The following is a 25,448-nucleotide window of genomic DNA, read 5'->3' as shown; positions in this document are numbered from 1 at the left end:
TAAGGAATGAGTATAGAAACAAATGGTTTGATTTTTAAGCGTAATATGCAAAGTGCTAATTATTTGCACTAATGCGATAAGTCCAGGCGGACTCTGAGAGCAGTCCGCGGCCCCCGGCCATGGTCATGGCCAGATCGTGTAGACCGGGCCATAACGGTACCGTTGCCGCACCCTTAACGGCTAAATCGAGGCGTTGAGCCATTAAAAGCAATTTATGCAGTCGCTTCATGGGCAGGCGGCCAATGGCTTTCTGGTAAGCGGGGCGGCGCTTATCGAAAATCATTGGCTTTTGGGTTTTGCAGGCGTGCTCAAAGCTCTGGCCTTGATCCAGGTGCTGATGCAGCGACAGCAGCGTGCGTAGCTCACGGCTAAGCGCCCACAGCACTATAGGTGCCTCAACGCCTTCACTGCGCAGTCCATTCACAATGCGCGAAGCGCGGCTGGGTTCGCCTTTCAAGCAGGCATCGGCCAGATTGAAGACATCAAAGCGGGTGCTGTCTTCCACGCCCTGGGCGATGCTCTCGACGTTCAAGCGGGTGCCCTGGGGATGAATCAGCGCCAGTTTTTGCAGCTCCTGATCGGCGGCCAACAAATTGCCTTCGGTGCGCTCACCCAGCAGGCGAGCGGCTTCCAGATCAATTTGTAAACCGTGCAGCGAAGCACGATCCCGCAGCCAATAGCCTAAGCGGGAAGCGTCCACTGGCCATACCGGTACAAACAGGCCGTGCTTATCCAGCGCTTTAAACCAGGCGCTTTTCTGCTGCTTGGCATCCAGCTTGCCCATGCCAATAAGCAAAACGTCATCGCTGTTATCCAGGGTTTCGGCGTACTGCGCTAACGCTTTACTGCCTTCCTGGCCCAACTTGTGATTGCCTAAGCGCAACTCCAGCAGCTTGCTGGTCGCAAACAGCGAGAGATTGCTCGACATCTCCATCAAGCGACCCCAGGCGAAATTGGGCTCCACGTCGAGCACTTCGCGCTCTTCAACGCCTGCTTGACGCGCGGCGGCTCTCACCGCATCGCAGGCGTCGCGATGCTGCAAGGGCTCGTCCCCCGCTACGATCACTACGCGGGGAAGCTTTTTTGCCAACGCAGCGGGCAGCTGATCAGCAAATACCTTCACTGCATACCCTCAACGTAAGCCAGGCGTTCGATAATGCGATCAGCGAGCTGACGTGAAAGCGTTTGCTCAGCTTCCATCATCAGCGTTTCACGGTTGAGCAGGTCGTCATCGCTGACCCGAATACGCGTATCTGTCGACAGGGTCTGGTTATTGATGTGATAGGCATTGGAAGCTCGCTCCTGTACCGAGAGGCGAATGCTGAGCACTAACTCGTGCTCGCGGCTTGCCCGACCATCACCCCCCAAGCGGCGTTCGCTTAAGGCAGGCGTGCCCAGCGTAACCCGCCAGGGCGCATCAGCGGCTACCTGAGTGCCTAACTGTTGAAGCCGCGAAGCGACCTGCTGGGCGACGGCACTATTGTTGTCGCCTTCTAAGGCAAGAGTGGGCAGCGTAGGCAGCGACTCAGTGCCGCGTAGCCGAAACCCACAGCCGCTAAGCAGCATCGCCGCCGAGGCGGCGATGCTAGCGGTTAAAAATGTGCGTCGGTTCATCCACTCACCACGATGTTAACCAGTTTTCCGGGCACCACGATCACTTTACGTACGGTGTTGCCCTCGAGGAAGCGCTGCACGTTTTCGTGTTCCATGGCGAGTTTTTCGATTGATGCTTTATCCGCGCTTGAAGGGGCTTCAATGCGGGCGCGCAGCTTACCGTTAACCTGCACTACCAGCTCGATGCTATCGCGGGTAAGGGCGCTCTCATCAAGAGCTGGCCAAGGTGCTTCAATGGCTGGGCCAGCGTGGCCAAGCGCTTCCCACAGGCTGTGGCACAGGTGTGGGGTAATCGGCGAGAGCAACAATACGCAGGCTTCCAGCGCCTCGCGACTCACCGCCAGACCAAGTTCAGAGCTATCTTCGAACTTGCCGATGGCGTTAGACAACTCCATCACCGCGGCAATGGCTGTATTGAAAGTGGTGCGGCGGCCAATGTCGTCGCTGGCTTTCTTGATAGTCTCGTGGGTTTTCCGGCGCAGCGCCTTTTGATCGTCGTTAAGTGCATTGACGTCCAGCGTGCCGGGCGTGCCCGATGCCAAGTGCTCATTGACTTGACGCCATAGGCGCTTCAAGAAGCGGTGCGCGCCCTCTACACCTGAATCCGACCACTCCAGGGACTGCTCGGGGGGTGCGGCAAACATCATAAACAGGCGTACGGTATCGGCACCAAACTTGTCGATCATCGACTGCGGATCAACGCCGTTGTTTTTCGACTTGGACATCTTCTCGATGCCACCCATTTCCACCGGCTCGCCGTCGCTCATAAGGATAGCGCTCAGCGGGCGGCCTTTCTCATCGCGCTTCACTTCCACGTCAGCGGGGTTAAACCACTGCTTGCCTCCGTTATCAGTGGAGCGGTAGAAGGTTTCCGCAATGACCATGCCCTGGGTCAGAAGCTGCTGGAACGGCTCGTCGGAATCCACCAAGCCAAAGTCACGCATCAGTTTGTGGAAGAAACGCGCATACAGCAGGTGCAGAATGGCGTGCTCGATACCGCCAATGTAGAGATCCACCGGCAGCCAGTAGTTGGCGCGCTCGTCCAGCATTGCTTCGGTGTTATCCGCACAGCAGAAGCGCGCGTAGTACCAAGACGACTCCATAAAGGTGTCGAAGGTGTCGGTTTCGCGCGTCCAGCCATCGCCCAGGTCAGAAAACGCCGGCATCTTTTTCAGCGGCGAGCCCGAGGCATCTACGGTGACTTCCATAGGCAAAGAGACTGGCAGCTCGTCATCGGTGAGCGGCACGGTTTGACCTTCCGGGCCGTATTTAACCGGAATCGGCGCGCCCCAGTAGCGCTGACGGGCAACGCCCCAATCGCGCAGGCGGTAGTTGGTTTTGACTTCGCCACGACCAAGCTCCGCCAGTTTGGCGGCAATGGCGTCAAAGGCTTGTTCAAAATCAAGGCCATCAAATTGACCTGAATTGACCAGCGTGCCGTATTCGGCGTAGGCCGCCTCAGAAACGTCGGCAGGCTGGCCGCTTTCATCGGCGATGACCGGTTTGATGTCAATGCCGTACTTGGTGGCAAACTCCCAGTCGCGCTGGTCGTGGCCGGGTACCGCCATGACGGCACCGGTACCAAACTCCATCAGCACGAAATTAGCCACGTAGACGGGCACTTCATCGCCCGTTAGCGGGTGAACCGCCATATGGCCGGTGAGCATGCCTTTCTTCTCTTTGGTGGCCATCTCGGCTTCGGAAGTTCCGCCCCTGGCGCACTCATCACAGAAAGCTGCAAGCTCACTGTTCTGCTCGGCCGCCTGCTTGGCTAGCGGGTGGCCAGCGGCAACGGCCACATAAGTAACGCCCAGCAGCGTATCCGGGCGAGTGGTATAGACCGCTAGCGCCTCATTGGCTTGGCCATCAGCGCCTTTAACATCGAAGGTCAGCTCGATACCGCGGGACTTACCAATCCAGTTGCGCTGCATGGTTTTGACCTGCTCGGGCCATTCGACTTTATCCAGGTCGGCCAGCAGCTCATCGGCGTAGTCGGTAATCTTCAAGAACCACAGCGGTATCTCTTTACGCTCAACCAGCGCACCGGAGCGCCAGCCGCGGCCTTCGATGACCTGCTCATTGGCGAGGACGGTTTGATCAACCGGATCCCAGTTCACCGTCGACATTTTCTTATATACCAAGCCTTTTTCCACCAGCTTGGTGAAGAACCACTGCTCCCAGCGGTAGTAGCTGGTATCGCAGGTGGCGAACTCGCGGCTCCAGTCGTAGGCAAATCCCAATGCCTTCAACTGATTGCGCATGTAGTCGATATTTTGGTAGGTCCACTTGGCGGGCGGCACCTGGTTCTGAATGGCGGCGTTTTCCGCAGGCATGCCGAAAGCGTCCCAGCCCATGGGCTGCATGACATTTTTACCCTGCATGCGCTGGAAACGGGACACAACGTCGCCGATAGTATAGTTACGCACGTGGCCCATGTGCAGCTTGCCGCTGGGGTAGGGGAACATGGAGAGGCAGTAGAACTTCTCCTTGTTAGCATCCTCTACGGCTTTGAAGCACTGATGTTTGTCCCAGTACTGCTGGGCGTCGCGTTCGATATCACGAGGGCTGTAGTGTGCGTCCATCGGTTTATTAATGCCTTGGCGTATTCGCCCAAAAGGGGCGCAAAGTGAATGTTAGATGACGTGTGTCAGATAAGTGAGGTCGATTGTATCCTATGCGGGTGTATCCTTGAACGGTAAGCCGATGATAGGTAACTGCACGCGTCGACAAAAGGAGAGGCACCATGAGTGAACAGCAGAATGACAATCGCTTACGCGAAGGCTACGAACGCTTGCTAGAGCGGATGCAGGGGGGCGCTAACGAGCTAACCTGGGAAAATCTGCAGAAGGATCTGGACGACGCGGTCGAGTTTGAAGCGGAGCTGGAAGAGTACACCAAAGACGAGCTAGCCCTGCTGCGCGCCTGGGTAGAGCGTGACCTGAAAGATATGCGCTACTACATGGCCGACACTGGCAAGCAGGTGGCCAGCTGGCTGGGTATCGATATTGACGGTCTTTCTCGCCGCGTGGCGGAGTCGCTACTGTCGATTGCCGACCGTAGCGTGGTCGAACGCGAGCGCTTTGAGGAAGATTTAGAGGCCGCCCGCGCCGACTACTGCGAAGGCGAGATGGCCGCGCCCGGCCTAATGGCTTGCACCCATTGCGATGCTCAGGTGATGCTGCCCACCGTGGCGCGCCTGGAACCCTGCCACCAGTGCGGACATCGCTACTTCTACCGCTTCCCTAGCAAAATCGTTGAGACCTGATCGATTAGGTGACCAATAAACTGACGCCTGCAATCGCCCCCAGCGAGAGCAGGCTCATTACCGCTGCGTAGAGGAGGTTATTTTTCATCATGCGGTAACCGCTCACCCCGTAGCGACCCTGCAGTGACAGGTTGATCCCCGAAAGCGGGCCAACGCTGGTGCCCACTGCCCATGACGTTAACGCCACAAACGCAAACACAGTTTGCTCACCGTTCTGCAGACTCAGTATTGAGGCCAACACCGACACCCCAATAATGGGGTGTAAGCCTGCCAGTGCACTCAACGTAATCGCTACAAAGCTAACCATCGCCTGTGGCGCACCAAAGCGGGTGAACAATGTCCAGTCGCTGCCAGCTGCTGCTGTTACCAGTGTCGAAAGGCCAATGGTTAATAACCCCGCTGCTAAAAACAGCGAAATCTCGCCGCGCATGGCGGGTAAGCGCGTAGTGGTGTGCTGACGAATCCGCCGCAGGGTAAATTTGGGCCCATGGGGCAGGTTACTTAGCAGCGCAACGCTAGGTAGCAGAAAGGTGATAATGCTGACGATGGTCAGGGCAGGGGTAAGCACAAAGTGAAACAGCATCACCAACGCCGCCATACCCACCGGCATCAACAGGCTGCGCGGCGCCAGTGAGTAGCCATCCACCTCGCTGAGATCAAACCGTCGCCGCAACTCCAGCGTGGTTAGCAGCCCCGACAGCATCGCCATGGGAAAGCCCACTACGGCAATTTGCGCGTACTCAACGTCGGGTACGAGCGCAATCACCACGCCCATAGAGGCAAAAAAAGGCGACCACAGCGCCGCGCTGCTCAGCCCACGGTTAAGCGCCAACAACTGCGGCGTAGTGAGTGGCCCACGCCGGGCCAGCTTATCGCCCACCATAAACACGGTAGAGAGATTTAAAATTGTCCCCAGGAAGTGAACGCCCAACCAGGTACGCAGCACGCCACCCGCTCCGGTCACTCGACTCCCCGTCGCGCCCTTATTACCTTGCTTGCCAATCAGCGAGATAAAACTAACGCCCACCAGCATCGCCGCCACAAACGAATTGCCCTGCAACATAGCGGGCCAATCCACCTCGGCGCCATAAACAAACCGCGCCACCAGCAGCATGCCCGCTCCCAGTGCTATCAGCACACCCGCCTGTATGCGCGAACGGCGGGGAATATCCCGCCACAGCAACACAACCGCCGCCCATAGCAAATAGCTCACCGCATGGGCAGTGCTGAGCCAGCCGGTAAAACCAATAATCTGTGCGATCAATCCAAGCAAAATCAGCACGCCCGCCAAGCGTTGCCGAGAAGTTGTCTCTTGCATGCCAAACCCTTAATAGTGAATTAGCAGGCTAATCGGATTTGCGGAGGAAGGCCAGCGGTAAGCCGGTAATGATCGAGGGGTTTTCGTAGCGCGTGGTAACGAGCGAAGCGAGGCACCCGCGAAAGTACCGCGCAGCGGTACCAGATCAATGCAACCAACTAATTGTCGGCCCCAAAAGACATTACTTTATTGTATTGGCATGTGACCTAAGCCAAATTTATCAATAAGGTATGGTTAATGAGTCAAACACGGTTGCAACTGGAGCGTTTTACGTAACCTGGTTGTGCCGTGGCGGTAGCGTGGTTTCGTTTTAGCTTTTTAGCCTAAAAGGCTGCGCACACCGGCAAATTCCTTCCTCAGGTCAGGGGATGTCCATCAAATTCATAGGCCCACACACTCAATTTAACATGCGCATGACCTCTTCGTGAGAAAGCACGACAGATAATCGACGCGGGCGTTTAGCTCGTGAAAAGGTGCCAATATCACCCAATGGCATATCAAGGATATGACGATACAGAAATACTAAAGCATTAAGCGCTTGGTTTTGTGTAGCCGCAGCCACATATCGCTCTACGGCAAGGTGCTCAAGAAAAGCTTGGACTTCAGAAGAGCCCATACTGGCTGGGTGTCGCAGCCCATGATAGCGAATGAAGTAACGTATCCAGTAACAGTATGTTTTTTCAGTGCGTGGGCTGTAGCGCTTTACTCGCATATCAGCTTTCACACGATCCATTAGTTTCGGAGACCTGCTTTGCATATCCATTTGGTTGCCTGTCCCCTGGTGGTGGATATGCATACAGTATTATTGGGCTTGGCAAAACGCGCAAGCATGCGAATTCTGCAAGCGTAGCCTAATTAATATTAATTTATTTTAAAATCATGTGGTTATGCACGAAAAGGGAAGCTACATGTATTAAGTAAACATGCTGACGCGTTCATCCAATCATAGGACGCGCCGTCTAATACCTGTTAGAGGTTAAAGTGCCTTTTATAGACTCCCTGCCGGCGAAACGCGAAGTTTTTGAACACTGGCGCCATCGAATTGGTGAACTAGGCTTTTTTATCGATTGGGGAGAGCCTAGCTGTTGGGCGTGCGGATTTCACTATAGTGACAAATACGACATTCGAAAACCTGATGCGAGCTTGGAGGAGATATATAGATGCTGGGATAAGATTCCATTGCAGCGATGCCACATAGTTCCCAAGTCCTTGGGTGGCACAGATGAATGCGATAACCTTTTTCTCATGTGCCGGGAATGCCACGATCTGGCGCCAAATACCAGCATTCCAGAAATATTCTACGAGTGGGCGCGTGCCCAAAGCTCCTATGTTCGTGAGGCTCAAAAGATCAAGACGGCTCTTCGTTCATTTGGCGTCGAAGAGCAAGATCATGATAAATACTGTGCCTTCATGAATGCCGAGAGCTTTCGGGGTTGGTTAGACGGCAAAATGGGATTGCACCGCCCCCAATCTAACTACGCCCCAACATCCGCAAGGCTGACGCCAGCAACAATGGTTGGGCTTCTTATCTATTATGCTCGCAATAATGGAGTTGAACTCTAACAAATCGCTGCAGTTGACCGCCCAAAGCGCTGCCGCGCTTCAGCCGACAACTGAGCTTAGGCGTTATGCGAATAAATTCGATCCTGTCGTAGATTCTATTTATGGTTTCGCACTTACGAGCGGTCAACTAGAAAGGCCAAATCAAAATGGGTAAAAAGCTTTCAGGTAGAGATGGCGCGACACTTGGTTTTGTATCAAGTACAGACTATTACAGAAAGCTCTTGCGGGATGCGGAAGGTCTGCGTGGAAGCTGGGATGCGCATGAAGCTACCGATTTTCTGATAACTTCCTGGCATCTTTTTCAGGATTGGTCGAAGAGTGATCCTAAGACATCGCTAAGTAGATCAAAACGGAACCGTGCAAAGTTGCCCGCGCAGATGAATCTTGTACTGGATATTACTAGAGATCTGGCGAATGGAAGTAAGCACTTTCAGTTGGATCAAAGCTCCGCAGATAAGCGGAAAATTAGCGAAGTACACGATGGACTTGAAGCCAACTGGTTTTCATACTTCTTCCATGAGAATGTTCCGGCTGTCACAGTTGAAGGAGGGTGGTATTTCAGTGTAAGGGTTCTGCACAATATCTTGCTGGCATACTACCATTAGGTGTTTGACGATAATCAGCCACTACAAAATTTCCCGGTAGAAATCCTAGAAACAATCGATTACTGCAATATTCAGACTAGAAAGACAGGAAGTGTCCCACGGATCTGGGCAGAAAATGGGTAGTCTAGTCATTGAGAATCGCATAACCAGGCCAAGCACGGCGATGGTTTTTCCGTTGCGGCTTCGCCTCCACTTCAAAGTCACGCGTGCTGGCAACGTTATGCTCCGAGGAGTGAATGCAATGTATGTGTTTGAGATCATAACTCCTGGAACATGGCTCGAAAGTGAAGATCGGGATTGGTCGTGGAAAATCGGAAATCTGTTGCAATCACTGAAATCACAGTACTTTGAGGCAAATCTTGCACTGAACTTGTTCACGGAAGCCAGATCTGCCCGCCCCTCATTTGCTGACCGTGAAAACTGGGAACGAGACGCCCAACGAAGGAGCGAGATTAGGCAGGAGGTAGAGCAAGAGTATGGTGGGTTTCCTGGGCACGAGCATTGGGACGAGCTCCACTTTGAAACAGAAGTCCGGTTCAAGAGAGAGAAATGGTCGAATGGATTTCAACCACGGGAGTTCGAACACAATTTACCTTTCGTATACGCCCGAGTCTTTCTATACGCTATTGATTCATTTGATAAGTTCTTTGGGGTGCTATCAAGAGAAGAGGGTACGCCGCAAATCCTTGCAGAGCTGCACGCTCAGTTAGGCGAAGCATTTCCCGATCTTCGAGGAGTGAGGAACACCGCTCAGCATTTAGAGGATAGATCTCGTGGTCTCGGTACGGGGAGAAACCCGAAGCCACTGGACCTGAAACCAGTCGAAAACAATATGGTAAGTGCCCCCAACGGAGGTGTGCTCATCCTTAACTCCCTTAATGGGTCGAAATATGGCTCAACAATGGCTGACGGCCATTATGGGGAGGTTGATGTATCACCGGAATCAATGGAGAGACTACAAAAAATCCTGCAACAGACATTGGAAGTATTCGAGTGGCATGGGCCAAAACAGCACGGTCCAAATGCCTGAGCATAACCAATGCGTCAACGGAACCGCTTTGTTCCGCTGCCGCTCCACAAATCGGCCCGTTACGCTGGCGTTATGCAAGGAAGTAAACCATGGAATTAAGTCAGGCGATTATAAGTGGAGCATTCGGTATTGGCGTAGCCATTGTGACATGGCTTTTGGCTGGGCTTCGTGAGCTAGGTGTCAGTAAACGGGAGGCACGAAAGCAAAAGCAGGAAAAACTAGAGTCTCTTTATGCCAAAACGATATCCCAATTGGAGATGCTGATCAGACTGACAGAGTCTCGTGATAGCTACGACCAGATCAAGCGGGAACTGTCAGATAATAACGGTATGCTGAGGCTTCTGGCCAGTGCGGAAGTGAACAGCCAATTGGAAAAGACGTCTGTGCTCATTTATCGCTGGTCAACCCTATACCGGAAGGGCGCACCCAAGAAGACGGGTGGGGGCATGGCGATGATTACGAGCGAGGACTCAAAGTACAGCCAGGAAGCGAAGGATCTTTATCCTGAGGTGAACAAAGCAATAGTCGAGCTTATCGATCTCATGAAAATTCATATTGCTGAGTTCGATAAGGCATAACCATGCCAGTCACGGCGACGTCTACTGCATTGTGGCTTCGCCTCCATTCCGTAGCCGCGCATGCTGGCTGGCGTTATCTGTAAGGGAACCCAAAATTAAAGGGGGGCAGATCGAGTTTATTGTGATCAATGTAAATGAGGCAGGTTGATTTGTTTTTAACCAAGCTGTCTGATCTAAAATCTATCTGACCCCTTTGGGTTCATTGCCTCCCGTTCTCCGCCTAGCCCTTAAACCTGCGCGTAGCCCCCGTCAACGAATACCTCGCTCCCTGTCATAAAGCTGCTATCGTCGGACGCCAGGAACGCCACCGCGCCTGCGGTTTCTTGGGGATCGCCCAGACGCTCAAGGGGTACGCTCCGTTTCATCTCGCTCAGGGCGTCGGATGGGAGCAATTCGATCAACTTGTCTGTTTTGGTCGGGCCAGGAGACATGACGTTCACGCGGATGCCGGTGCCCCTGAGATCATAGGCCCAACTGCGCACCAGATTTCGGACGGCCGCCTTGGAGGCGCTGTAGATACTCATCGCGGGGGTGCCCATGCTGCCGACCGTGGAACCGGTGAGGATGATGGAGCCGCCGTTCGTCATCAGGGGGAGGGCCTTCTGGACGGTGAAGAGGGTGCCTTTGACGTTGATGTCGAAGATGTAGTCGTAGTGCTCCTCAGTGATCTCTCCCAGGCTAGCGAATTCGCCGACGCCCGCGTTGGCCACCAGTACGTCCAGGCGTCCTTTCTCTTTCTGGACTGTATCGAATACGCGTTCGAGATCCTCCGGCTTCGTTACATCCGCCTGGATGCCCCGGGCGTTGGATCCCAATGCCTCAGCTGCGTTGTCGAGGGCCTCCTGGCGCCGTCCGACCATGAAGACGAAGGCGCCTTCGTCGATGAGGCGTTGGGCCGAGGCCAGGCCGATGCCGCTGGCTCCGCCAGTGATTAGTGCAATTTTACCGTTTAGTCGATTCATGGTTGGGTCTCCGTGTGTGTTGACTCGATGCGCTTTCACAATATATAAACCACTTACAAATGTTCAAGTATGCACCTTTTGGTAAGTACCTTTATGGCGAAAGTAAACTCTGAAAACCCACGTTTCATTTGTGGCCTGCATGCGACGCTGCACGTGATCTCCGGCAAGTGGAAGCCATTGATTCTGTTCTTTTTAAGCAAGGGCCCGATGCGTTACGGCGAGCTCAAGCGAAGCGTCCGAGGCGTGAGCGACAAAATGTTGATCCAGCAGTTGAAGGAGCTGGAGTCCGACGGCATCGTCCAGCGCACCGACTATGGCGAGATTCCGCTGCGCGTCGACTACTCGCTGACGCCCTTTGGGGTAAGTCTGGTGCAGGCCATGGAGCCACTTTGCGGCTGGGGAGAAGAGCATGAAAAGGACATTGCCGCGGCGATGGATCGCCGGAAAACCTGCCGGTAGGAAGCGAGCCGACCTAAGACCAATCTGTGAGAGTTACCGTATGGATGCACCGTGAATTTCGAGACGATTCTGATCATCGCCTGTGCCTATCTTGTGGCTGCCTTCGTCAAAGGGGCGACCGGTTTGGGGTTCTCAACATCCGCGCTACCCATCTTAGCGCTTGGGCTGGGCCTCAAATCCGCCATGCCGCTGGTCATCATTCCCTCGCTGGTGAGTAACGCCATCGTGATGATGCAGGCAGGGCACTTTGGAGAGACGGTGCGGCGCTTCTGGCCGATGTTTCTCGCCACCATTCCCGGCCTGCTGATCGGCCTCACCGTACTGGATCTGATCGATAGCCTGGTCGCTGGCGCGATACTGGGCCTGGTGCTTATCGGCTACGGCGCTTTCACGCTGTTTCGCCCTGGCCAACCGATGTCGGAGAGCCTGGGCCGCAAACTTGCGCCGGTTTCCGGCTTTCTTACCGGTGTGGTGAATGGCATGACCGGATCGCAAGTCATGCCGGTCTTGCCTTTCCTGCTGGCGCTTCAACTCGATCCCAAACGGTTTATCCAGGCGATCAACATCTCCTTTACCCTTTCGAGCCTGATCATGGCCGTGGGCCTAGCGAAGTTGGGGCTCATGACGGCCGAAACGATCTGGATCTCGTTGCTGGGGCTGATACCCGTGTACGTCGGCACCAAGGTCGGCGGTATCGTGCGCCAGAGGATGGATGCCGACACCTTCCGCAAGGTAGTGTTGCTGATGCTGATCGCCTTCGGTGTCGTGTTGGTTAGCAAAACTGCTCTGGCGTAGGGCGGGTAGCGCCTTCGTGGCGGCATGGCTGCCTATTCCTGAGCTAGCGCCCACAGCGTCACGGTAGGCTTCCATAATCATGCGCCATCTCGGTAACGGCTCACATAAATGTCCAGGCCAATATCCGCGTGATCTTATTTCCCTGTTTCATCTCTAAAATCGATGGAGAGTTCGCCATAAGCGTTCGGCTTCACGTAGGGGGCTAGCGCTGGGTTGCTCTTTACGAGCGCTGTGAAGTCATAGCCTTGGCTGTGTAGATTCTTTGGGTGCAGACCTTTGCGAACAGGCTTGGCTCGGCTATTTTTAGTTGATGGAGGGTGTTCACAGTAGTTGGCCTGAGGTTTGGCATTCAGTAATAGAGTGGGGTTGGCTTAGCCAGTGATTATAACCTTAATGGCTGTGTTGAGCTTACTCAGCAGTTCGAGGGTGGCGAGAGGAACTCCCTGAAATATGGTAAACCCAGAGATACCAGATGAAGCAACGCAGGCACAGTCAATCATTGAAGATGTGCTTGGTGATTCAATCGTCGGCATTTATCTTTTCGGCTCTGCCGTTGTTGGTGGTTTAAAGCCTAACAGCGATGTAGATATCCTGGTTGCAACCTCTAATCCGCCTACTTTTATGCAAAGGAAGACCTTGGTTGCTCAATTGATGAGCGTATCTGGCGTGATTGGGAATTCACAGGCCAAAAGGCCGATAGAGCTTACGGTGATAACGGTCTCTGATGTTGTCCCTTGGCAGTTTCCTCCGCGGGCTGAGTTTGTATACGGTGAGTGGTTGCGAGAGGAATTCGAGGCCGGAAACGTCCCGGAGCCAGTCCGCGACCCTGATCTTGCGATTGTTCTGAAAAAGGTAATTGATAACAGTCTGCCGCTGTATGGAACTGATGCTGCTAGCCTTTTCGAGCCTGTGCCACTGACTGATATCCGAATGGCAATTCGTGACTCATTACCCAATCTCCTGGTGGAGGCAACTGGTGATGAGCGTAACGTGGTTCTAACCTTGTCCCGTATGTGGCTTACCGCTGCAACTGGTGATATCGCCCCAAAGGATATAGCGGCGCAGTGGGCGGAAAAGCAAGCGCCTCCTGATCACGCAGTGCTGTTACAGTACGCTCGTGAAGGTTACCTCGGCAAGATTGAAGACCAGTGGGAAAAGAGTCGTCAGGACTTCGAAGCGCTTGTCTCGTATATGAAAAAAAGATTGAGGCGTGCCTTGATGCATAGCGGCGGGAGAAGCCCTAACAACCACAGTCACAGGGGAAAACTTTTGCTGCCCTCCTAATGTGGCTTCGACTCCATTACAAGGGCGCTAAACCAGCGTTATACGTATCAATTGGAACGGAGGCATACATGAAGTCCATTACGACCTCGCTAATGTTTGTCGGCGAGCAAGCCGGGAAGGCCGAAGAGGCAATCAGGTTCTATACCTCACTATTTCCTGGTTCAGAGATCCTCGATATTCAGCGCTACCAAGCGGGTGAGAATGAACCAGAGGGTTCCACCAAGATGGCTCGATTTACGATAAACGGTACTGAGTTTCTGGCGCTAGATAGCCACCTTGATCACCAATTTACTTTCACGCCATCGATGTCGTTGTATGTTGAGTGTGAATCAACGAGCGAAATTGAAAAGGCTTTTCATGCCCTAGTTGAGGATGGCGCTGAACTAATGCCTTTGGATAACTACGGTTTCAGTGAACAGTTTGGGTGGTTAAAGGATAGGTATGGCGTTTCCTGGCAGCTCAATCTTTCGAACTAGGGCCGCGATGCATTAATACTTCACCAAGCGCATCGTCATTAATTGCGGCGGTGTTGTCGATTTTGGTCAGTGGCGAACGACTACTCTATGCAAAACGCATTATTCCGGTGCTGCAAGCCGGAGCAACGCTGAATTTACGCGAGGTAGTCCGTCATGAGTCAGATTGAATCACCGAGAGTTGTATCCAAAGAGGAGTGGCTTCAGGCACGCAAAGCCCACCTAAAGAACGAGAAGGCGCTCACGCGTATGCGCGACCTGGTCGCCCGTGAGCGGCGCGATCTGCCATGGGTCAAGATAGAGAAGGAATACGTTTTCGACACGCTGGAAGGGAAGAAGACGCTTGCCGAGCTATTTGGCACAAACAGTCAACTGATTATTCACCATTTCATGTTCGGCCCTGACTGGAATGCGGGCTGTCCGAGCTGCTCGCTGGAGGCGGATCATGCTGAGGGGGCCATCGTCCACCTCGCCAATCACGATGTCAGTTACGTTCGTGTATCCCGCGCGCCGCTGGAAAAGCTGCAAGCCTACCGGAAGCGCATGGGCTGGACAGCCAACTGGGCGTCCTCCCAGGGCTGCGATTTCAATTTTGACTTTCAGGTCTCTTTCGCTCGGGAGGATCTTGAGGCTGGTCGGCTCTACTACAACTACCAAGCTATCGAGGATCCAAAATACTTCAGCGAAGAACTGCCCGGCCTTAGCGTTTTCTACCGGGACGAAAGCGGGGCAGTATTCCACACTTACTCCAGCTACGCCCGTGGCAATGAGGAGGTTATTGGCGCCTTCGTTTATCTCGACATTACGCCGAAGGGCCGCAACGAGAAGGAAATCATGGACTGGGTTCGTCGCCACGATGAGTATGATGCGAGTCCGGCAAGCGTGAGTTGTCACTCATACTGATGATGCAGCCAATTCTGACGACAAGCAGATTAGTCATGACGCCAAGGTCAGCTGAGGATCTGGAAGCATGCTTGGCGATGGATCGAGATCCAGAAGTAACCCGGTACGTATCCGGGCCATGGCATGATCTGGATCAACACAGGGCTTTTGTTCTGGATAGAATGGGCCAGCGATATCCACCGGGCCTTGGCTACTGGTCTGTGCGCAAACATGATGCCAGCGACTTTTTAGGCTGGATACTTTTGATTCCCTATGAGGCCGTACGCGACGAAGTCGAAATCGGATGGCGCTTTACTCGTGCAAGTTGGGGGCAGGGATTCGCTACCGAAGCGGCAGCCGCCGTTGTGGAACACGCCTTTGACAGTGTTTACTTAACGGAGGTCGTCGCGGACATTAATCCCATGAATTTTCCCTCAATTCGAGTAGCAGAGAAAGTTGGCATGCGGTGCGCAGGCAATAGAGTCTTACATGGCACTTCGTTTCGATCGTACCGGCTTAAAAGTTGCGAACGAAGCCCGACTTAACCATTCTTTATACTGAAAATAGTGGCGCATGCCGTCGTCTGGGTCTTCGCTTCATTATGCACCAGCCGTCGTTCTGAACCACTATTCCGATCACTCACACGTTAGAGGCCAAGGGAGATCGAACACTTGATCACTGGAAGCTGTCACTGCAAATCGGTTTGTTTCACCATTGATCGGCCCCGGCTTTCGGTGAGGCGATGCTATTGCGAGACCTGCCGAAAGCTTTCTGGCTCAGACTATTCGTCCGTAGTCCGAGTTGCACGCGATAAGTTCACCATTACATCAGGAGCAAAGCAATTGGTGTCCTATGAGTCACGCCCGGGAAAGCAGCGCTTCTACTGTTCCAATTGCTTCAGTCCTATTTACGTCACTACCAATAATGAAACAGAGTTTCTCCGCGTTAGAACCGGGCTGCTGGATGGATATCCTCAAGTTGAGGTAACGGGTCATATGTGGGTCTGTGAGAAGCCTTCATGGGTAGTAATTGAGGATGATAAACCAATTTACATAGAAAACTATATTGGTTCGCCCGACCCACTCTAGCCAACGGCAGCACGATGACCGTCATTACGTGTTGCTACGTTCTTACGCCTGGTTCGAGCTCTCAAGTTGCCGACAATGCCGAGCTTCATCGTTCGTCGACGGAGCGAGGAACTAAATGGTTTGTGGTCGATTAGCGATCACATGATCACTGTTATACATAGGGAGTAAACGCATGACCTTCGATTTACCTGCTCCAGAACAGCAAGACTCTCAGTCATTGGTTGGCAGTATTGCGGATCGGCGCAGCGTAAGGGAGTACACGAATGCACCGCTACCTATAGGTGTTTTGTCTCAGTTGCTTTGGTCGGCCCAGGTTTAACAGGGCCGAATGAAAAAAGAGCCACGCCATCGGCAGGTGGGTTATATCCACTGCGCCTTAAAATTTTAGTGCAGCGGGTATCGGAACTTGAGCCCGGCCTCTATGAGTATCAGACTCATGGTCATTCGTTAAATTTAATTGGTGATCGTATTTCTGATGGGGCTGTGCAATCGCTAGGAATTGGCGATCAACCATGGTTGAAAGAAGCGGCTCTCGTCATCGCGGTTACCGCGAAACTTGGCGAAGCAGTTCAGCACTTTGAAGCTCAGCCACCCCAGGGAGAGCGCGGCGCTCGATATGTCTATATGGAAACGGGGGCTCTAGCACAAAATGTTCATCTTCAGAGTACGGCTCTCGGAGTGGGTTGTGTTTTAGTGGCAGGGTTCGATGATTCAAGGGTGAAGGAAGTATTGAGATTGCCTTCTGAGTTGGAACCTTCTGCGCTGCTGTGCATCGGGCAGCGGCATTCCCTATAGAGGAGTCGTCATTTATGTTCTCTGCTGAATTCTTGCTTACCTCATTGGTTGTCGTACTGATCCCAGGCACAGGTGTTATCTTTACCGTTTCCATTGGCTTAATGCATGGGCGTCTGGCAAGCCTCTATGCTGCTATCGGTTGCACACTTGGTATTGTGCCTCACCTGTTGGCTACTGTTCTGGGCCTGGCGGCCATCATGCATACGAGCGCGATAGCATTCCAGGTGCTCAAGTATGCGGGTGTCGCATATCTTCTTTACCTTGCCGTCGTTACTTGGCGTGATCGAAGCGCTTTCTCTGTTCATGAGATGAGGCGAAAGGGCGATGCCGTTTCGCTGATGAGTAAGGCGTTTCTGCTGAATATCCTTAACCCCAAGCTGACCATTTTCTTCTTAGCCTTCTTGCCGCAGTTCGTGGCAACTGACGTCCAATCATCACTAGGGCAATTGCTCGGACTGAGCGCCATTTTCATGGCGATGACCTTTGTTGTCTTCGTCATCTACGGGCAGCTTGCCCATGCGTTTAGAGCAGCTGTCATTGACTCACCCAAGATCCAGGGTTGGTTGCGCAAGAGCTTCGCGGCAGCGTTCGCGGGGCTAGGTGTACAGCTCGCGCTGACTGAGCGGTAAGGCCTAACCACTCATTTAAACCCACATCGCAACGCGACGCGACGCGACTTAATTCAGTGCTATGCTTCCTTTCATCAATTTTCACTATCCATCGTCTACCGAGAGCAACCTGGAGGTCCAGGTTCTTGCTGTTGCCCATGAGTGGCGACGCCCATATTACTGGCTGACCAGGCTTTAACAGGGGCGTTATGAGTGAGCATCCACGAGGAAGGAGCCATCTATGTTTGAGGTAAAAGCAACTCAACATGTGCTGGCAGTTAACGACCTCGAGAAGACTGAGAGCTACTTTCTCGACAAACTTGGCTTCTCGCTACGTTTCCGTGTGAATGGTTGGTCGTTCCTTAGCCTTGGTGGTTTCCACGTTATGCTGGGGCACTGCCCGGATGAACTTCCCGCCCGTGATACACACGAACATTCGTACTTCGCATATGTAAACTGCGTGGGCATAGATGAGCTCCACCGTGATTATCAGCAGCGGGGCGCCGAGATTTTTCAGGCAATAGCGGATAAGCCTTGGGGGCTACGTGAGTTTGGTGTAGCAACGCCTGAGGGGCATCGAATCATGTTTGGTCAAGAGCTCTCGCTGGGTGACTGATGCCTGTGGCGCTATGATGTCAGTAACGGTGTTGCAACGTCGACAAACAAGCAGGAGATGTTTATGGGGGCTTCGGAAACACTTTGCTCACAAGATGCAGTAATCGCCGTGGATGTGCAGAACGATTTCTGCCCCGGCGGGGCGCTGGGCATTGAAGGTGGCGGTGCGGTAGTGCCGGTGCTCAACGATTGGCTGGCTAGGGCCGCTCGGCAGGGCGCACTGACCATTGCTTCCCGGGACTGGCACCCGGTGGCACACTGCTCCTTTGAGTCCCAAGGTGGGCCCTGGCCAGAGCACTGCCTTCAGGACACAGAGGGAGCCGCCTTTCATCCAGATCTACAATTGCCGCCGGATACCGTGCGCGTTAGCAAGGGTACCGCGTTTGATCGTGACGCCTACTCCGCTTTTGATGGCACCGGCCTTCAGGGCTTTCTTGAGAGCCGGGGGATCAAGCGGGTTTGGATTGGAGGGCTGGCCTGCGATGTTTGCGTTAAGGCTACCGTGCTAGACGCCTGCAAATTTGGCTTTGAAACCCACTTAATCGCCGATGCCACCCGCGCAGTGAACCCGGCGCAATTGGGCGCCGTGATGGACGAGATGCGTAAAGCTGGGGCGATTATCGAAGACAGCGCATGAACGGTAGGTTGAACGGAAGCACTTTGTTCCGTCTGCACTTTCGATATTTGCCGCTGTAAAAGAAGGTATTCGCCAGCGGGCGTGACACGATGTGGGTAATAGAGGGAGGAGCTTATGAGCGACCACAGCAGAATTCGCGTGCAGTGTGTAGTGGGCGATATTGCCCAACAGTCCGATGTGGATGCAGTGGTTAATGCTGCCAATGCGCAATTGCGAACCGGTGGCGGCGTCGCCGGAGCGCTTCATCGCGCTGCCGGGCCAGGCTTAGCAGAAGAGGGGCGGCCTATGGCGCCCATCGGCCCGGGCCAAGCGGTACTCACCGGCGGCCATAACCTGCCCAATCGCTGGGTGATTCACTGCCTGGGGCCGGTGTATGGCGTCGACAAGCCGGAGGAGAAACTGCTGGCGGACTGCTACCGCAACGCGCTGAAACTTGCCGATGAAAAAGGTATTGAGCGGCTGGCCTTTCCGGCACTCTCTACTGGCGCCTTCGGCTACCCAGCGGAAGAAGCCGCTCAAGTGTGCGCGGCTACCCTTGAAGCCATGCTGCCCAGCTTGAATAAAGTACATCTGATCCGCTTTGTACTGTTCAACGAAGCGGCTCGGCAAACGCTGCAAGAAGCACTGGCTCAACGCTTGACCATTGATCCTGTAGAATCCTAGTTTCGGTATATTTTGGGGCAAGAGTTGCATAACCATCTGCAGCGATTGGTTATTTGTTAGCAAGCGCTTTCTTGCCGTTGGCGAGCCTAGTCGCTAGTGGCCACTTGGAGGTAATCGGATGCCTGTTGAACAATCTTTAGTCGAGTGTTCATGTGGCCAAGTTGCCGTTGAGCTTAAGGGAGCGCCAATCTATTGCACTGTGTGTCATTGTGATGATTGCCAATTTGCGGCTGATGAGCTTGCAAAGCTTTTTCCGCCGGAGCCCATCATGGACTCATTCTTGGGAACCCACTATGTGCTTTATCGTAATGATCGATACGCCGTAGTGCACGGTCAGGGGCTTCTACGTCCTTATACATTTCGTGAGAACTCGCCTACGAGACGCATGGTGGCAACGTGCTGCAATTCGCCTCTTTTTGTTACGTTCGAAAATTCGCAGCACTGGATCTCGTTGTATCGCCAACGGTTTGTAGACGAAGCACCGGCTCTCCAGTCGCGTATCGCCACCAAATTTCTCAAGCATCCCAGCACTCTTCCAACTGATCCGCCTGCCTATAAGTCATTTCCTTTGAAGCTGATCGTACGCCTAGTTGTCAGTAGGCTTCAGATGATTATTGGCCGCTAACGTGAGACGCACCAACAGAGATAGGGCATCTTCGTTGCGGCTGTGCCTTGGCGACAAAGCTAAGCGTGATGTTATCTACTCATATGATTCAAGATACACGCGCCCATAGCGGAAAGTCCTCACAGATTACAGGGGGCCAATATTGAGGGGATAATTTTGAGCTATCTTGGCTTTTGAGGGTTAAACACGAATATCTGAAGGAGACAAATATGGCATCCACCACACAGCTTCATGGAGCCTGTCTTTGCGGAATTGTCAGCGTTACTGTTGCCACCAAAAGCAAGCATGTCGGCGTTTGTCACTGCTCGATGTGTAGAAAATGGGGTGGTGGCCCGATGTTTGCGGTTGAGTTTGCCGGTGATGTGGACTTTAAAGGCGCAGAACATATCTCCACTTTCAGTTCCTCGGAGTGGGCTGAGCGTGGTTTCTGCCAGCAGTGTGGCACCCACCTCTTCTATCGCTTAAAGCAGGATGGGCATTATGCGTTGCCCGTGGGACTTCTTGATGGCGCGGATGATTGGAAAATAACCGAGCAAATATTTATCGATCAAAAGCCGCGCTACTATTCACTAGCAGAAAAAACCAAGCAGTTGACCGGCGAAGAAGTGTTCGCCCAGTTTGGTGAATAGGGGGCAATTCAGGAGACAGCGTAACGACGCCCGGAGGCACGTCCGCCAAACTCCGGCTCCGCTTCGCGCTGCTTTCGCGCCGGGCCGCCGTCGCGGGTGCGCCTGAGGCTTACCCAATGGGATGGACTCCTCCTCACCCTACTCCGGCGTCAGTGCGCCATACTGGTAGGTGGTTGGAAAACTATCAGCTTGAGAGTCAGGAGAAGCCCATATGAACATTAGCCGAGTTGGTGTGGATATCGCAAAGTCTGTCTTTCACGTACATGGCGTTGACCGGCATGAGAAGCCTCAATGGCGGGGTAAATATTCCCGGGCCAAGTGGTTGGAAGCTATCTCGCGCCGTGTGCCCCAAGGGGCTGTCATCGGCATGGAAGCCTGTGCGTCTGCCCACTACTGGGCACGTGAACTTCAAGCGCGTGGTTACCAGGTCAAGCTGATCGCCGCCCAATTCGTGAAGCCTTACGTTAAAACGAATAAAAATGATCGGGCAGATGCTGAAGCGATTTGTGAAGCATTAGGCCGTCCTACGATGCGCTTCGTGGCCGTAAAAACCGTTGATCAACAGGACTGCCAAGCCACCCACCGGATCCGTGAAGAGCTGATTAGCCAGCGCACGGCGAAGGCCAATCAAATCCGTGGCCTCGTCGGTGAGTATGGGTTTACTGCACCCACCGGTATCCAGCAGTTACGGCGGGCGCTGCCTCTTTGGCTGGAGGATGCCACCAATGGGCTCAGTGACCGCTTTCGCTGCCTTCTGGCCGACTTAGCGGATGACCTCCGTTATTTAGACGAGCGCGTTGCGCAATTAACGTCTGCCATTGAAACGCACGCCAACACTGACCCCGTCGCCAAACGCTTAATGACCCTGCGCGGCATTGGCCCCATCACCGCCAGTGCCTTATCGGGTGTGCTGGGTGACGGCGCTATTTACAAGCGAGGACGCGACTTTGCCGCCTCGTTAGGGCTGACCCCGCGTCAACACAGCACGGGCGGACGAGAGCGCCTGTTGGGGATTAGTAAGCGTGGCAACAGTTATCTACGAAAGCTGTTGGTACATGGCGCACGAGCGGTGCTGCGTTTTGCCGTCAGGCAAGAAGACGGGCTTAGTCAGTGGATCAAGCATCTTGCCGTGCGCAAACATCGTAACGTGGCGATTGTGGCGCTAGCCAACAAGACAGCGCGTATGGCGTGGGCCGTCACGCGTTACGAGGTGCCGTATAACCCTGAGTTGGCTGCCGCGGCGTAAGCAGGCGACGTGGTCAGAAACATTTAACCAGTGTTCCCACCACCCCGATTGCAACACCACAAGAGAGATGGCGAACTGGTCGAACCGACGCCGGGCCATACCGTGTAGCGCGTAGAGCATGAAAGCTCGTTTACCCTGCGGGTACCCGGCGTGCGAATAGCCCATTAAGGTCCGATGCCCACACGTTAGGCATCTTTTACGAGACCGGATATACGCTAGCAGTCGACCGTGCCGCTATGACCTTTTGTGCTTGCAAGCGAGGAGGAGTCCATATACGCGCTACGAAAAGCCCCAAAGACAGATGTGTGCACATACCGTAGCGCGTGGTAACGAATCTCGCGAGGCACGAGCGAATGAGGCACCCGCGGGAGGCGGCGGAACGACGCCCAGTGGCAACCAGCCAGCAATGCCCACAATAGCCTAAACCCCGGCACCGCTTCGCGCTGCTCTCGCGGGTGCGCCTTAGGCTTACCACGCGCTACGAAAACCGACAAAGCGGGTGTGCGCATAACACATCGGGCTTATTTTATAGGGCTCTCACCCCGCGCATTTTCCAGCTCTTCAATCATCATTCGTGCCGCATTCGAGAGCGTTCGATTGGTATGCACCAAGTACCCCAGCGGGCGGTAAATAGGAAGGGTGTCTACTTTTAGCTCAACCAGTTCGCTGTCGATCATTTTTTCCGGTAGCAGGCTCCAACCTAACCCCACGCTGCACATCATCTTTAGCGTTTCTAAATAGTTGGTTGCCATGCTCACTGGCAGTTCCAGGCCCGCTTGGCTAAAACGCTGCGCGATCAGGGATCCTGTAAAGGTCTTCGCCCCCGGCATTACGCAGTTGTATTCGCATAAATCGGTCAGTGACAGCACGCTTTGAGAGGTCTGATAGGTAAGAGGGTGATCGATAGCGCAGACAAAACAGAGTCGGTCACGCCATACTTCCACGACCTGTAATTGCTCATGAGGGTGGGGGGCTAGCGTTACCACGGCCATTTCCAGCGTGCCATCCAAAACGCCCTGGTAAGCCTGTTCGGAATCCAGAAAGTGTAGGTCTAGCGTAACCTCCGGGTGGCGCTGGGTGTACTGCTTTAATAGCGGCGGTAGGCGGTGCAGGCCAATATGGTGGCTGGTGGCCAGGGTCAGCTTGCCGCCTACCTGGCCCGTAAGGTTGGCCAGCGCCCGGCGGCTATCTTCCACGCTAAATAGAATGCGCCGCGCTTGGGGTAGCAGCACGCTACCGGCTTCGGTTAGCGCAATGCGCCGGCCAATGCGATCAAATAGCCGTGTGCCTACTTGAGACTCCAGCGTGGCAATACGCTTGCTTACCGCGGGCTGGGTTAGGTGCAGCTGTTCTGCCGCCCGTGAGAAACTTTGCGTATCCGCCACGGCCAAAAAGGCTTGTAGGCTTTGGGTATCCACGGACTGCTCCCTAATTAGCTATTCCAGTTTGGAATCTAAACTATGAATAACATGAATTGCTTTTATGTGCGAGTCGCGTGACACTAACCCCATAAGTAATTCAAGCAGCCCATAGAGGCGGCCATACCGAACTAGCAGGGCACTGCCCAGGAGAGTTACATGTCAGGCCAAACCCTTTACGACAAGCTTTGGAATCAACACTTGGTGAAGCAGCGCGATGACGGCACTGCGTTGATCTACATCGACCGCCAGTTGCTTCATGAAGTGACCTCGCCCCAGGCGTTTGAAGGGCTGCGTTTAGCCAACCGCAAACCGTGGCGTTTGGATGCCAATTTGGCCACGCCTGACCATAACGTGCCAACGACGCTTAAAGAGCGTGCCGAGGGCAACAGCGGTATTAAAGACCCAGTGTCGTTGATTCAGGTTCAAACCCTGGATGACAACTGTCTGGAATACGGTATCGAAGAGTTCAAGATTAACGACCCTCGTCAGGGCATCGTGCACGTAGTCGGCCCTGAGCAGGGCGCAACGCTGCCGGGTATGACCGTGGTCTGCGGCGACTCCCACACCGCGACCCACGGCGCTTTTGGTGCTTTGGCCCACGGTATCGGCACCTCTGAGGTCGAGCACGTGATGGCGACCCAGTGCTTGCTGGCGCAAAAAATGAAAAATATGCAGGTGCGCGTCGAAGGCGAGCTTGGCCTGGGTGTGACGGCGAAAGACGTGGTGTTGGCCATTATCGGCAAGATTGGTACCGCAGGCGGCACTGGCTACGCCATTGAGTTTGCTGGAAGTGCCATTGCCTCGCTCTCTATGGAAGGGCGCATGACCGTGTGCAATATGGCCATTGAAGCGGGCGCACGGGTCGGTTTGATCGCCGTTGACGAGACAACCATTGATTACTTAGCCAAGCGTCCTTTCGCGCCCACGGCAGAGCAGTGGGAAGCCGCCGTGGCGGATTGGCGCAATCTGGTCTCTGATGACGATGCGCAGTTCGATAAAGTGGTTACTTTGCAGGCTGAAGAGATCGAGCCGCAAGTGAGCTGGGGCACCAGCCCGGAAATGGTCACCGGTATTTCCGGTCAAGTGCCTGATCCGCAGGCCGCGCTGGATGAAACCGTGCAGCGTAGCCACACCCGCGCACTGGAGTATATGGGCCTTCAGCCCAACCAGAAAATTACCGACATTAAGCTGGATAAGATTTTTATCGGCTCCTGCACTAACTCACGTATTGAAGACCTGCGCGAAGCCGCCAAAGTAGCCAAGGGCAAAAAAGTTGCTGACTCCATCAAGCTCGCCATGGTGGTGCCGGGCTCCGGCTTGGTGAAGCGCCAAGCGGAAGCGGAAGGCTTGGATAAGATCTTTATTGAAGCAGGTTTTGAGTGGCGCGAGCCGGGCTGCTCCATGTGTTTGGCCATGAACGCGGATAAATTGGGCGCTGGCGAACACTGTGCCTCTACTTCTAACCGCAATTTTGAAGGCCGCCAGGGCTACGGCGGGCGCACGCACTTGGTTAGCCCCGCCATGGCAGCGGCAGCAGCGATTGCCGGTCACTTTGTTGATGTTCGCAGCTTGCCTGCCAACGACGCCACTCACGCTCAGGAGGCCTAAGCCATGAAGAAATTTGAACGTTTTGAAGGCGTGGTTGCGCCCCTTGACCGCGCCAACGTCGATACCGATTTGATTATCCCGAAGCAGTTTTTGAAATCAATCAAGCGCACCGGTTTTGGCGTTAATCTGTTTGATGAACTGCGTTACCTGGATGAAGGCCAACCGGGGCAGGATTGCTCGCAGCGCCCCCTCAATCCTGATTTTGTCTTGAACCAGCCGCGCTTCAAAGGCGCTGAAGTGCTGCTGGCGCGGCGCAACTTTGGCTGCGGTAGCTCCCGCGAGCACGCACCTTGGGCGCTGGAAGATTTTGGCTTTAAGGTGGTGATTGCACCTAGCTTTGCCGATATCTTCTACAACAACTCGTTCAAGAACGGTATTTTGCTGATCACCTTCCCAGAAGACGTGGTCGACCGCCTGTTTGCCGAGGTGGAAGCCAACGAAGGTTATCAGTTGGATGTGGACTTGGAGAGCCAGCGGGTCATTACCCCGAGCGGCGAGATTTTAGAGTTTGAAGTGGATGAGTTCCGCAAGCACTGCTTGCTGGAGGGGTTGGACGATATCGGCCTGACGCTAAAAGATGAAGACGCCATTCGTGCCTTTGAGCAGAAGCATAAAGCGGCTCGTCCCTGGCTGTTCCGTCAGTCTGCCTAAGCCAGTCTCCAATAATTAAATGCTAAGGAAATTG

At 54.0% G+C, this 25,448-nt stretch carries 30 protein-coding genes; 22 read left to right on the top strand and 8 right to left on the bottom strand.

The annotated features are described in order from the left end of the window. Positions 1–55: 55 nt before the first annotated feature. The 3 genes from holA to leuS are packed head-to-tail and all read right to left on the bottom strand — an operon-like array spanning position 56 to position 4,196. Positions 56–1,123 (bottom strand): DNA polymerase III subunit delta, encoded by a 1,068-nt coding sequence (gene holA / locus OM794_RS12370; RefSeq protein WP_088699942.1) that lies wholly within the window; start codon positions 1,121–1,123, stop codon positions 56–58. Then, positions 1,120–1,614 (bottom strand): twin-arginine translocation signal domain-containing protein, encoded by a 495-nt coding sequence (locus OM794_RS12365; RefSeq protein ID WP_088699943.1) that lies wholly within the window; start codon positions 1,612–1,614, stop codon positions 1,120–1,122. Before OM794_RS12365 ends, holA begins: the two co-directional genes overlap by 4 nt. Beyond that, on the bottom strand, positions 1,611–4,196 hold the full coding sequence (gene leuS, locus OM794_RS12360; protein WP_226251461.1) for a leucine--tRNA ligase: 2,586 nt from the start codon (positions 4,194–4,196) through the stop codon (positions 1,611–1,613). The genes OM794_RS12365 and leuS overlap by 4 nt, the downstream gene beginning before the upstream one ends. 161 nt (positions 4,197–4,357) lie before the next feature. On the opposite strand from leuS, the gene OM794_RS12355 reads away from it, so the two are divergent. Further along, positions 4,358–4,879, top strand: coding sequence for a zinc ribbon-containing protein (locus OM794_RS12355; RefSeq protein ID WP_226251462.1), 522 nt, complete (start codon positions 4,358–4,360; stop codon positions 4,877–4,879). A gap of 4 nt (positions 4,880–4,883) precedes the next feature. On the opposite strand, the gene OM794_RS12350 is transcribed toward OM794_RS12355, so the two are convergent. Continuing rightward, a complete protein-coding gene (locus OM794_RS12350; RefSeq protein WP_226251463.1) occupies positions 4,884–6,197 on the bottom strand; it encodes a hypothetical protein in 1,314 nt (437 codons plus the stop codon). Positions 6,198–6,594: 397 nt separating this feature from the next. Further along, complete coding sequence (locus tag OM794_RS12345; protein WP_226251464.1) at positions 6,595–6,960, bottom strand: phage integrase N-terminal SAM-like domain-containing protein; 366 nt, start codon at positions 6,958–6,960, stop codon at positions 6,595–6,597. Positions 6,961–7,178: 218 nt separating this feature from the next. On the opposite strand from OM794_RS12345, the gene OM794_RS12340 reads away from it, so the two are divergent. From OM794_RS12340 to OM794_RS12325, 4 genes are all read left to right on the top strand, one after another. Beyond that, positions 7,179–7,760 (top strand): HNH endonuclease, encoded by a 582-nt coding sequence (locus OM794_RS12340; protein WP_226251465.1) that lies wholly within the window; start codon positions 7,179–7,181, stop codon positions 7,758–7,760. A gap of 146 nt (positions 7,761–7,906) precedes the next feature. Next, positions 7,907–8,365 carry a hypothetical protein gene (locus OM794_RS12335; RefSeq protein ID WP_226251466.1) on the top strand — a complete coding sequence of 153 codons (459 nt, stop codon included), beginning with the start codon at positions 7,907–7,909 and terminating at the stop codon, positions 8,363–8,365. A gap of 241 nt (positions 8,366–8,606) precedes the next feature. Continuing rightward, complete coding sequence (locus tag OM794_RS12330) at positions 8,607–9,395, top strand: hypothetical protein (RefSeq protein ID WP_226251467.1); 789 nt, start codon at positions 8,607–8,609, stop codon at positions 9,393–9,395. Positions 9,396–9,484: 89 nt separating this feature from the next. After that, entirely contained in the window at positions 9,485–9,973 is a 489-nt protein-coding gene (locus OM794_RS12325; protein WP_226251468.1) for a hypothetical protein, read from the top strand. A 227-nt stretch (positions 9,974–10,200) separates the two neighbouring features. On the opposite strand, the gene OM794_RS12320 is transcribed toward OM794_RS12325, so the two are convergent. Further along, positions 10,201–10,935 carry an SDR family NAD(P)-dependent oxidoreductase gene (locus tag OM794_RS12320; RefSeq protein WP_265153764.1) on the bottom strand — a complete coding sequence of 245 codons (735 nt, stop codon included), beginning with the start codon at positions 10,933–10,935 and terminating at the stop codon, positions 10,201–10,203. A gap of 93 nt (positions 10,936–11,028) precedes the next feature. Between OM794_RS12320 and OM794_RS12315 the strand changes: the two genes are divergently transcribed. Continuing rightward, positions 11,029–11,394 carry a winged helix-turn-helix transcriptional regulator gene (locus OM794_RS12315; RefSeq protein WP_226251469.1) on the top strand — a complete coding sequence of 122 codons (366 nt, stop codon included), beginning with the start codon at positions 11,029–11,031 and terminating at the stop codon, positions 11,392–11,394. Positions 11,395–11,445: 51 nt separating this feature from the next. Then, a complete protein-coding gene (locus OM794_RS12310; RefSeq protein ID WP_226251470.1) occupies positions 11,446–12,189 on the top strand; it encodes a sulfite exporter TauE/SafE family protein in 744 nt (247 codons plus the stop codon). Positions 12,190–12,323: 134 nt separating this feature from the next. Here the strand turns inward: OM794_RS12310 and OM794_RS12305 are convergent, their stop codons facing one another. Then, positions 12,324–12,461, bottom strand: coding sequence for an RlmF-related methyltransferase (locus OM794_RS12305; protein WP_264168028.1), 138 nt, complete (start codon positions 12,459–12,461; stop codon positions 12,324–12,326). A gap of 178 nt (positions 12,462–12,639) precedes the next feature. Here OM794_RS12305 and OM794_RS12300 point away from each other — a divergent pair, with 178 nt between their 5' ends. The 13 genes from OM794_RS12300 to OM794_RS12250 all read left to right on the top strand — a co-directional run bounded on the left by OM794_RS12300 (position 12,640) and on the right by OM794_RS12250 (position 21,734). After that, positions 12,640–13,473 (top strand): aminoglycoside adenylyltransferase family protein, encoded by an 834-nt coding sequence (locus OM794_RS12300; protein WP_265153763.1) that lies wholly within the window; start codon positions 12,640–12,642, stop codon positions 13,471–13,473. Positions 13,474–13,541: 68 nt separating this feature from the next. Beyond that, on the top strand, positions 13,542–13,949 hold the full coding sequence (locus OM794_RS12295) for a VOC family protein (RefSeq protein ID WP_088699960.1): 408 nt from the start codon (positions 13,542–13,544) through the stop codon (positions 13,947–13,949). A 153-nt stretch (positions 13,950–14,102) separates the two neighbouring features. Next, complete coding sequence (locus OM794_RS12290; protein WP_226251472.1) at positions 14,103–14,849, top strand: DUF899 domain-containing protein; 747 nt, start codon at positions 14,103–14,105, stop codon at positions 14,847–14,849. Next, a complete protein-coding gene (locus OM794_RS12285; protein ID WP_320442907.1) occupies positions 14,849–15,373 on the top strand; it encodes a GNAT family N-acetyltransferase in 525 nt (174 codons plus the stop codon). The genes OM794_RS12290 and OM794_RS12285 overlap by 1 nt, the downstream gene beginning before the upstream one ends. Positions 15,374–15,562: 189 nt before the next feature. After that, positions 15,563–15,916: a GFA family protein gene (locus tag OM794_RS23385; RefSeq protein ID WP_226251482.1), complete on the top strand. Its 354-nt coding sequence runs from the start codon at positions 15,563–15,565 to the stop codon at positions 15,914–15,916. Between the two features lie 172 nt (positions 15,917–16,088). Then, positions 16,089–16,235, top strand: coding sequence for a nitroreductase family protein (locus OM794_RS12280; RefSeq protein WP_226251474.1), 147 nt, complete (start codon positions 16,089–16,091; stop codon positions 16,233–16,235). After that, positions 16,217–16,711, top strand: a complete 495-nt coding sequence (locus OM794_RS23380; RefSeq protein ID WP_226251475.1) for a SagB/ThcOx family dehydrogenase — start codon at positions 16,217–16,219, stop codon at positions 16,709–16,711. Before OM794_RS12280 ends, OM794_RS23380 begins: the two co-directional genes overlap by 19 nt. 14 nt (positions 16,712–16,725) lie before the next feature. Then, complete coding sequence (locus OM794_RS12275) at positions 16,726–17,340, top strand: LysE family translocator (protein ID WP_226251476.1); 615 nt, start codon at positions 16,726–16,728, stop codon at positions 17,338–17,340. Between the two features lie 220 nt (positions 17,341–17,560). Continuing rightward, positions 17,561–17,935, top strand: coding sequence for a VOC family protein (locus OM794_RS12270; protein WP_226251477.1), 375 nt, complete (start codon positions 17,561–17,563; stop codon positions 17,933–17,935). A gap of 63 nt (positions 17,936–17,998) precedes the next feature. Continuing rightward, on the top strand, positions 17,999–18,571 hold the full coding sequence (locus tag OM794_RS12265) for an isochorismatase family protein (RefSeq protein ID WP_226251478.1): 573 nt from the start codon (positions 17,999–18,001) through the stop codon (positions 18,569–18,571). Between the two features lie 114 nt (positions 18,572–18,685). Then, the gene (locus OM794_RS12260; RefSeq protein WP_226251479.1) at positions 18,686–19,234 is read left to right on the top strand and encodes a macro domain-containing protein; all 549 of its coding nucleotides are present in this window, start codon (positions 18,686–18,688) and stop codon (positions 19,232–19,234) included. A gap of 834 nt (positions 19,235–20,068) precedes the next feature. After that, a complete protein-coding gene (locus tag OM794_RS12255; protein ID WP_226251480.1) occupies positions 20,069–20,488 on the top strand; it encodes a GFA family protein in 420 nt (139 codons plus the stop codon). Positions 20,489–20,699: 211 nt separating this feature from the next. Next, positions 20,700–21,734 (top strand): IS110 family transposase, encoded by a 1,035-nt coding sequence (locus OM794_RS12250; protein ID WP_226251500.1) that lies wholly within the window; start codon positions 20,700–20,702, stop codon positions 21,732–21,734. Positions 21,735–22,255: 521 nt separating this feature from the next. Here OM794_RS12250 and OM794_RS12245 read toward each other — a convergent pair. Then, a complete protein-coding gene (locus tag OM794_RS12245; protein WP_226251084.1) occupies positions 22,256–23,152 on the bottom strand; it encodes a LysR family transcriptional regulator in 897 nt (298 codons plus the stop codon). A 159-nt stretch (positions 23,153–23,311) separates the two neighbouring features. Between OM794_RS12245 and leuC the strand changes: the two genes are divergently transcribed. Together leuC and leuD are read left to right on the top strand one after the other, a co-directional pair. After that, positions 23,312–24,763: a 3-isopropylmalate dehydratase large subunit gene (gene leuC / locus OM794_RS12240; RefSeq protein ID WP_226251083.1), complete on the top strand. Its 1,452-nt coding sequence runs from the start codon at positions 23,312–23,314 to the stop codon at positions 24,761–24,763. 3 nt (positions 24,764–24,766) lie between these two features. Further along, complete coding sequence (leuD, locus tag OM794_RS12235) at positions 24,767–25,414, top strand: 3-isopropylmalate dehydratase small subunit (protein ID WP_226251082.1); 648 nt, start codon at positions 24,767–24,769, stop codon at positions 25,412–25,414. Positions 25,415–25,448 lie beyond the last annotated feature (34 nt).

The sequence above is a fragment of the Halomonas sp. BDJS001 genome, assembly GCF_026104355.1.
Classification (GTDB): Bacteria; Pseudomonadota; Gammaproteobacteria; order Pseudomonadales; family Halomonadaceae; genus Vreelandella.
This window is presented reverse-complemented; position numbering and strand designations above follow the sequence as displayed.

Excerpts from the sequence above, each read along its gene's own strand:
- OM794_RS12365 (WP_088699943.1), bottom strand. The coding sequence starts at position 1,614 with ATGAACCGACGCACATTTTTAACCGCTAGCATCGCCGCCTCGGCGGCG.
- leuS (WP_226251461.1), bottom strand. The coding sequence starts at position 4,196 with ATGGACGCACACTACAGCCCTCGTGATATCGAACGCGACGCCCAGCAG.
- OM794_RS12355 (WP_226251462.1), top strand. The coding sequence starts at position 4,358 with ATGAGTGAACAGCAGAATGACAATCGCTTACGCGAAGGCTACGAACGC.
- OM794_RS12350 (WP_226251463.1), bottom strand. The coding sequence starts at position 6,197 with ATGCAAGAGACAACTTCTCGGCAACGCTTGGCGGGCGTGCTGATTTTG.
- OM794_RS12345 (WP_226251464.1), bottom strand. The coding sequence starts at position 6,960 with ATGGATATGCAAAGCAGGTCTCCGAAACTAATGGATCGTGTGAAAGCT.
- OM794_RS12335 (WP_226251466.1), top strand. The coding sequence starts at position 7,907 with ATGGGTAAAAAGCTTTCAGGTAGAGATGGCGCGACACTTGGTTTTGTA.
- OM794_RS12330 (WP_226251467.1), top strand. The coding sequence starts at position 8,607 with ATGTATGTGTTTGAGATCATAACTCCTGGAACATGGCTCGAAAGTGAA.
- OM794_RS12325 (WP_226251468.1), top strand. The coding sequence starts at position 9,485 with ATGGAATTAAGTCAGGCGATTATAAGTGGAGCATTCGGTATTGGCGTA.
- OM794_RS12320 (WP_265153764.1), bottom strand. The coding sequence starts at position 10,935 with ATGAATCGACTAAACGGTAAAATTGCACTAATCACTGGCGGAGCCAGC.
- OM794_RS12315 (WP_226251469.1), top strand. The coding sequence starts at position 11,029 with ATGGCGAAAGTAAACTCTGAAAACCCACGTTTCATTTGTGGCCTGCAT.
- OM794_RS12300 (WP_265153763.1), top strand. The coding sequence starts at position 12,640 with ATGGTAAACCCAGAGATACCAGATGAAGCAACGCAGGCACAGTCAATC.
- OM794_RS12295 (WP_088699960.1), top strand. The coding sequence starts at position 13,542 with ATGAAGTCCATTACGACCTCGCTAATGTTTGTCGGCGAGCAAGCCGGG.
- OM794_RS12290 (WP_226251472.1), top strand. The coding sequence starts at position 14,103 with ATGAGTCAGATTGAATCACCGAGAGTTGTATCCAAAGAGGAGTGGCTT.
- OM794_RS12285 (WP_320442907.1), top strand. The coding sequence starts at position 14,849 with ATGATGCAGCCAATTCTGACGACAAGCAGATTAGTCATGACGCCAAGG.
- OM794_RS12280 (WP_226251474.1), top strand. The coding sequence starts at position 16,089 with ATGACCTTCGATTTACCTGCTCCAGAACAGCAAGACTCTCAGTCATTG.
- OM794_RS12275 (WP_226251476.1), top strand. The coding sequence starts at position 16,726 with ATGTTCTCTGCTGAATTCTTGCTTACCTCATTGGTTGTCGTACTGATC.
- OM794_RS12270 (WP_226251477.1), top strand. The coding sequence starts at position 17,561 with ATGTTTGAGGTAAAAGCAACTCAACATGTGCTGGCAGTTAACGACCTC.
- OM794_RS12265 (WP_226251478.1), top strand. The coding sequence starts at position 17,999 with ATGGGGGCTTCGGAAACACTTTGCTCACAAGATGCAGTAATCGCCGTG.
- OM794_RS12260 (WP_226251479.1), top strand. The coding sequence starts at position 18,686 with ATGAGCGACCACAGCAGAATTCGCGTGCAGTGTGTAGTGGGCGATATT.
- OM794_RS12255 (WP_226251480.1), top strand. The coding sequence starts at position 20,069 with ATGGCATCCACCACACAGCTTCATGGAGCCTGTCTTTGCGGAATTGTC.
- OM794_RS12250 (WP_226251500.1), top strand. The coding sequence starts at position 20,700 with ATGAACATTAGCCGAGTTGGTGTGGATATCGCAAAGTCTGTCTTTCAC.
- leuC (WP_226251083.1), top strand. The coding sequence starts at position 23,312 with ATGTCAGGCCAAACCCTTTACGACAAGCTTTGGAATCAACACTTGGTG.
- leuD (WP_226251082.1), top strand. The coding sequence starts at position 24,767 with ATGAAGAAATTTGAACGTTTTGAAGGCGTGGTTGCGCCCCTTGACCGC.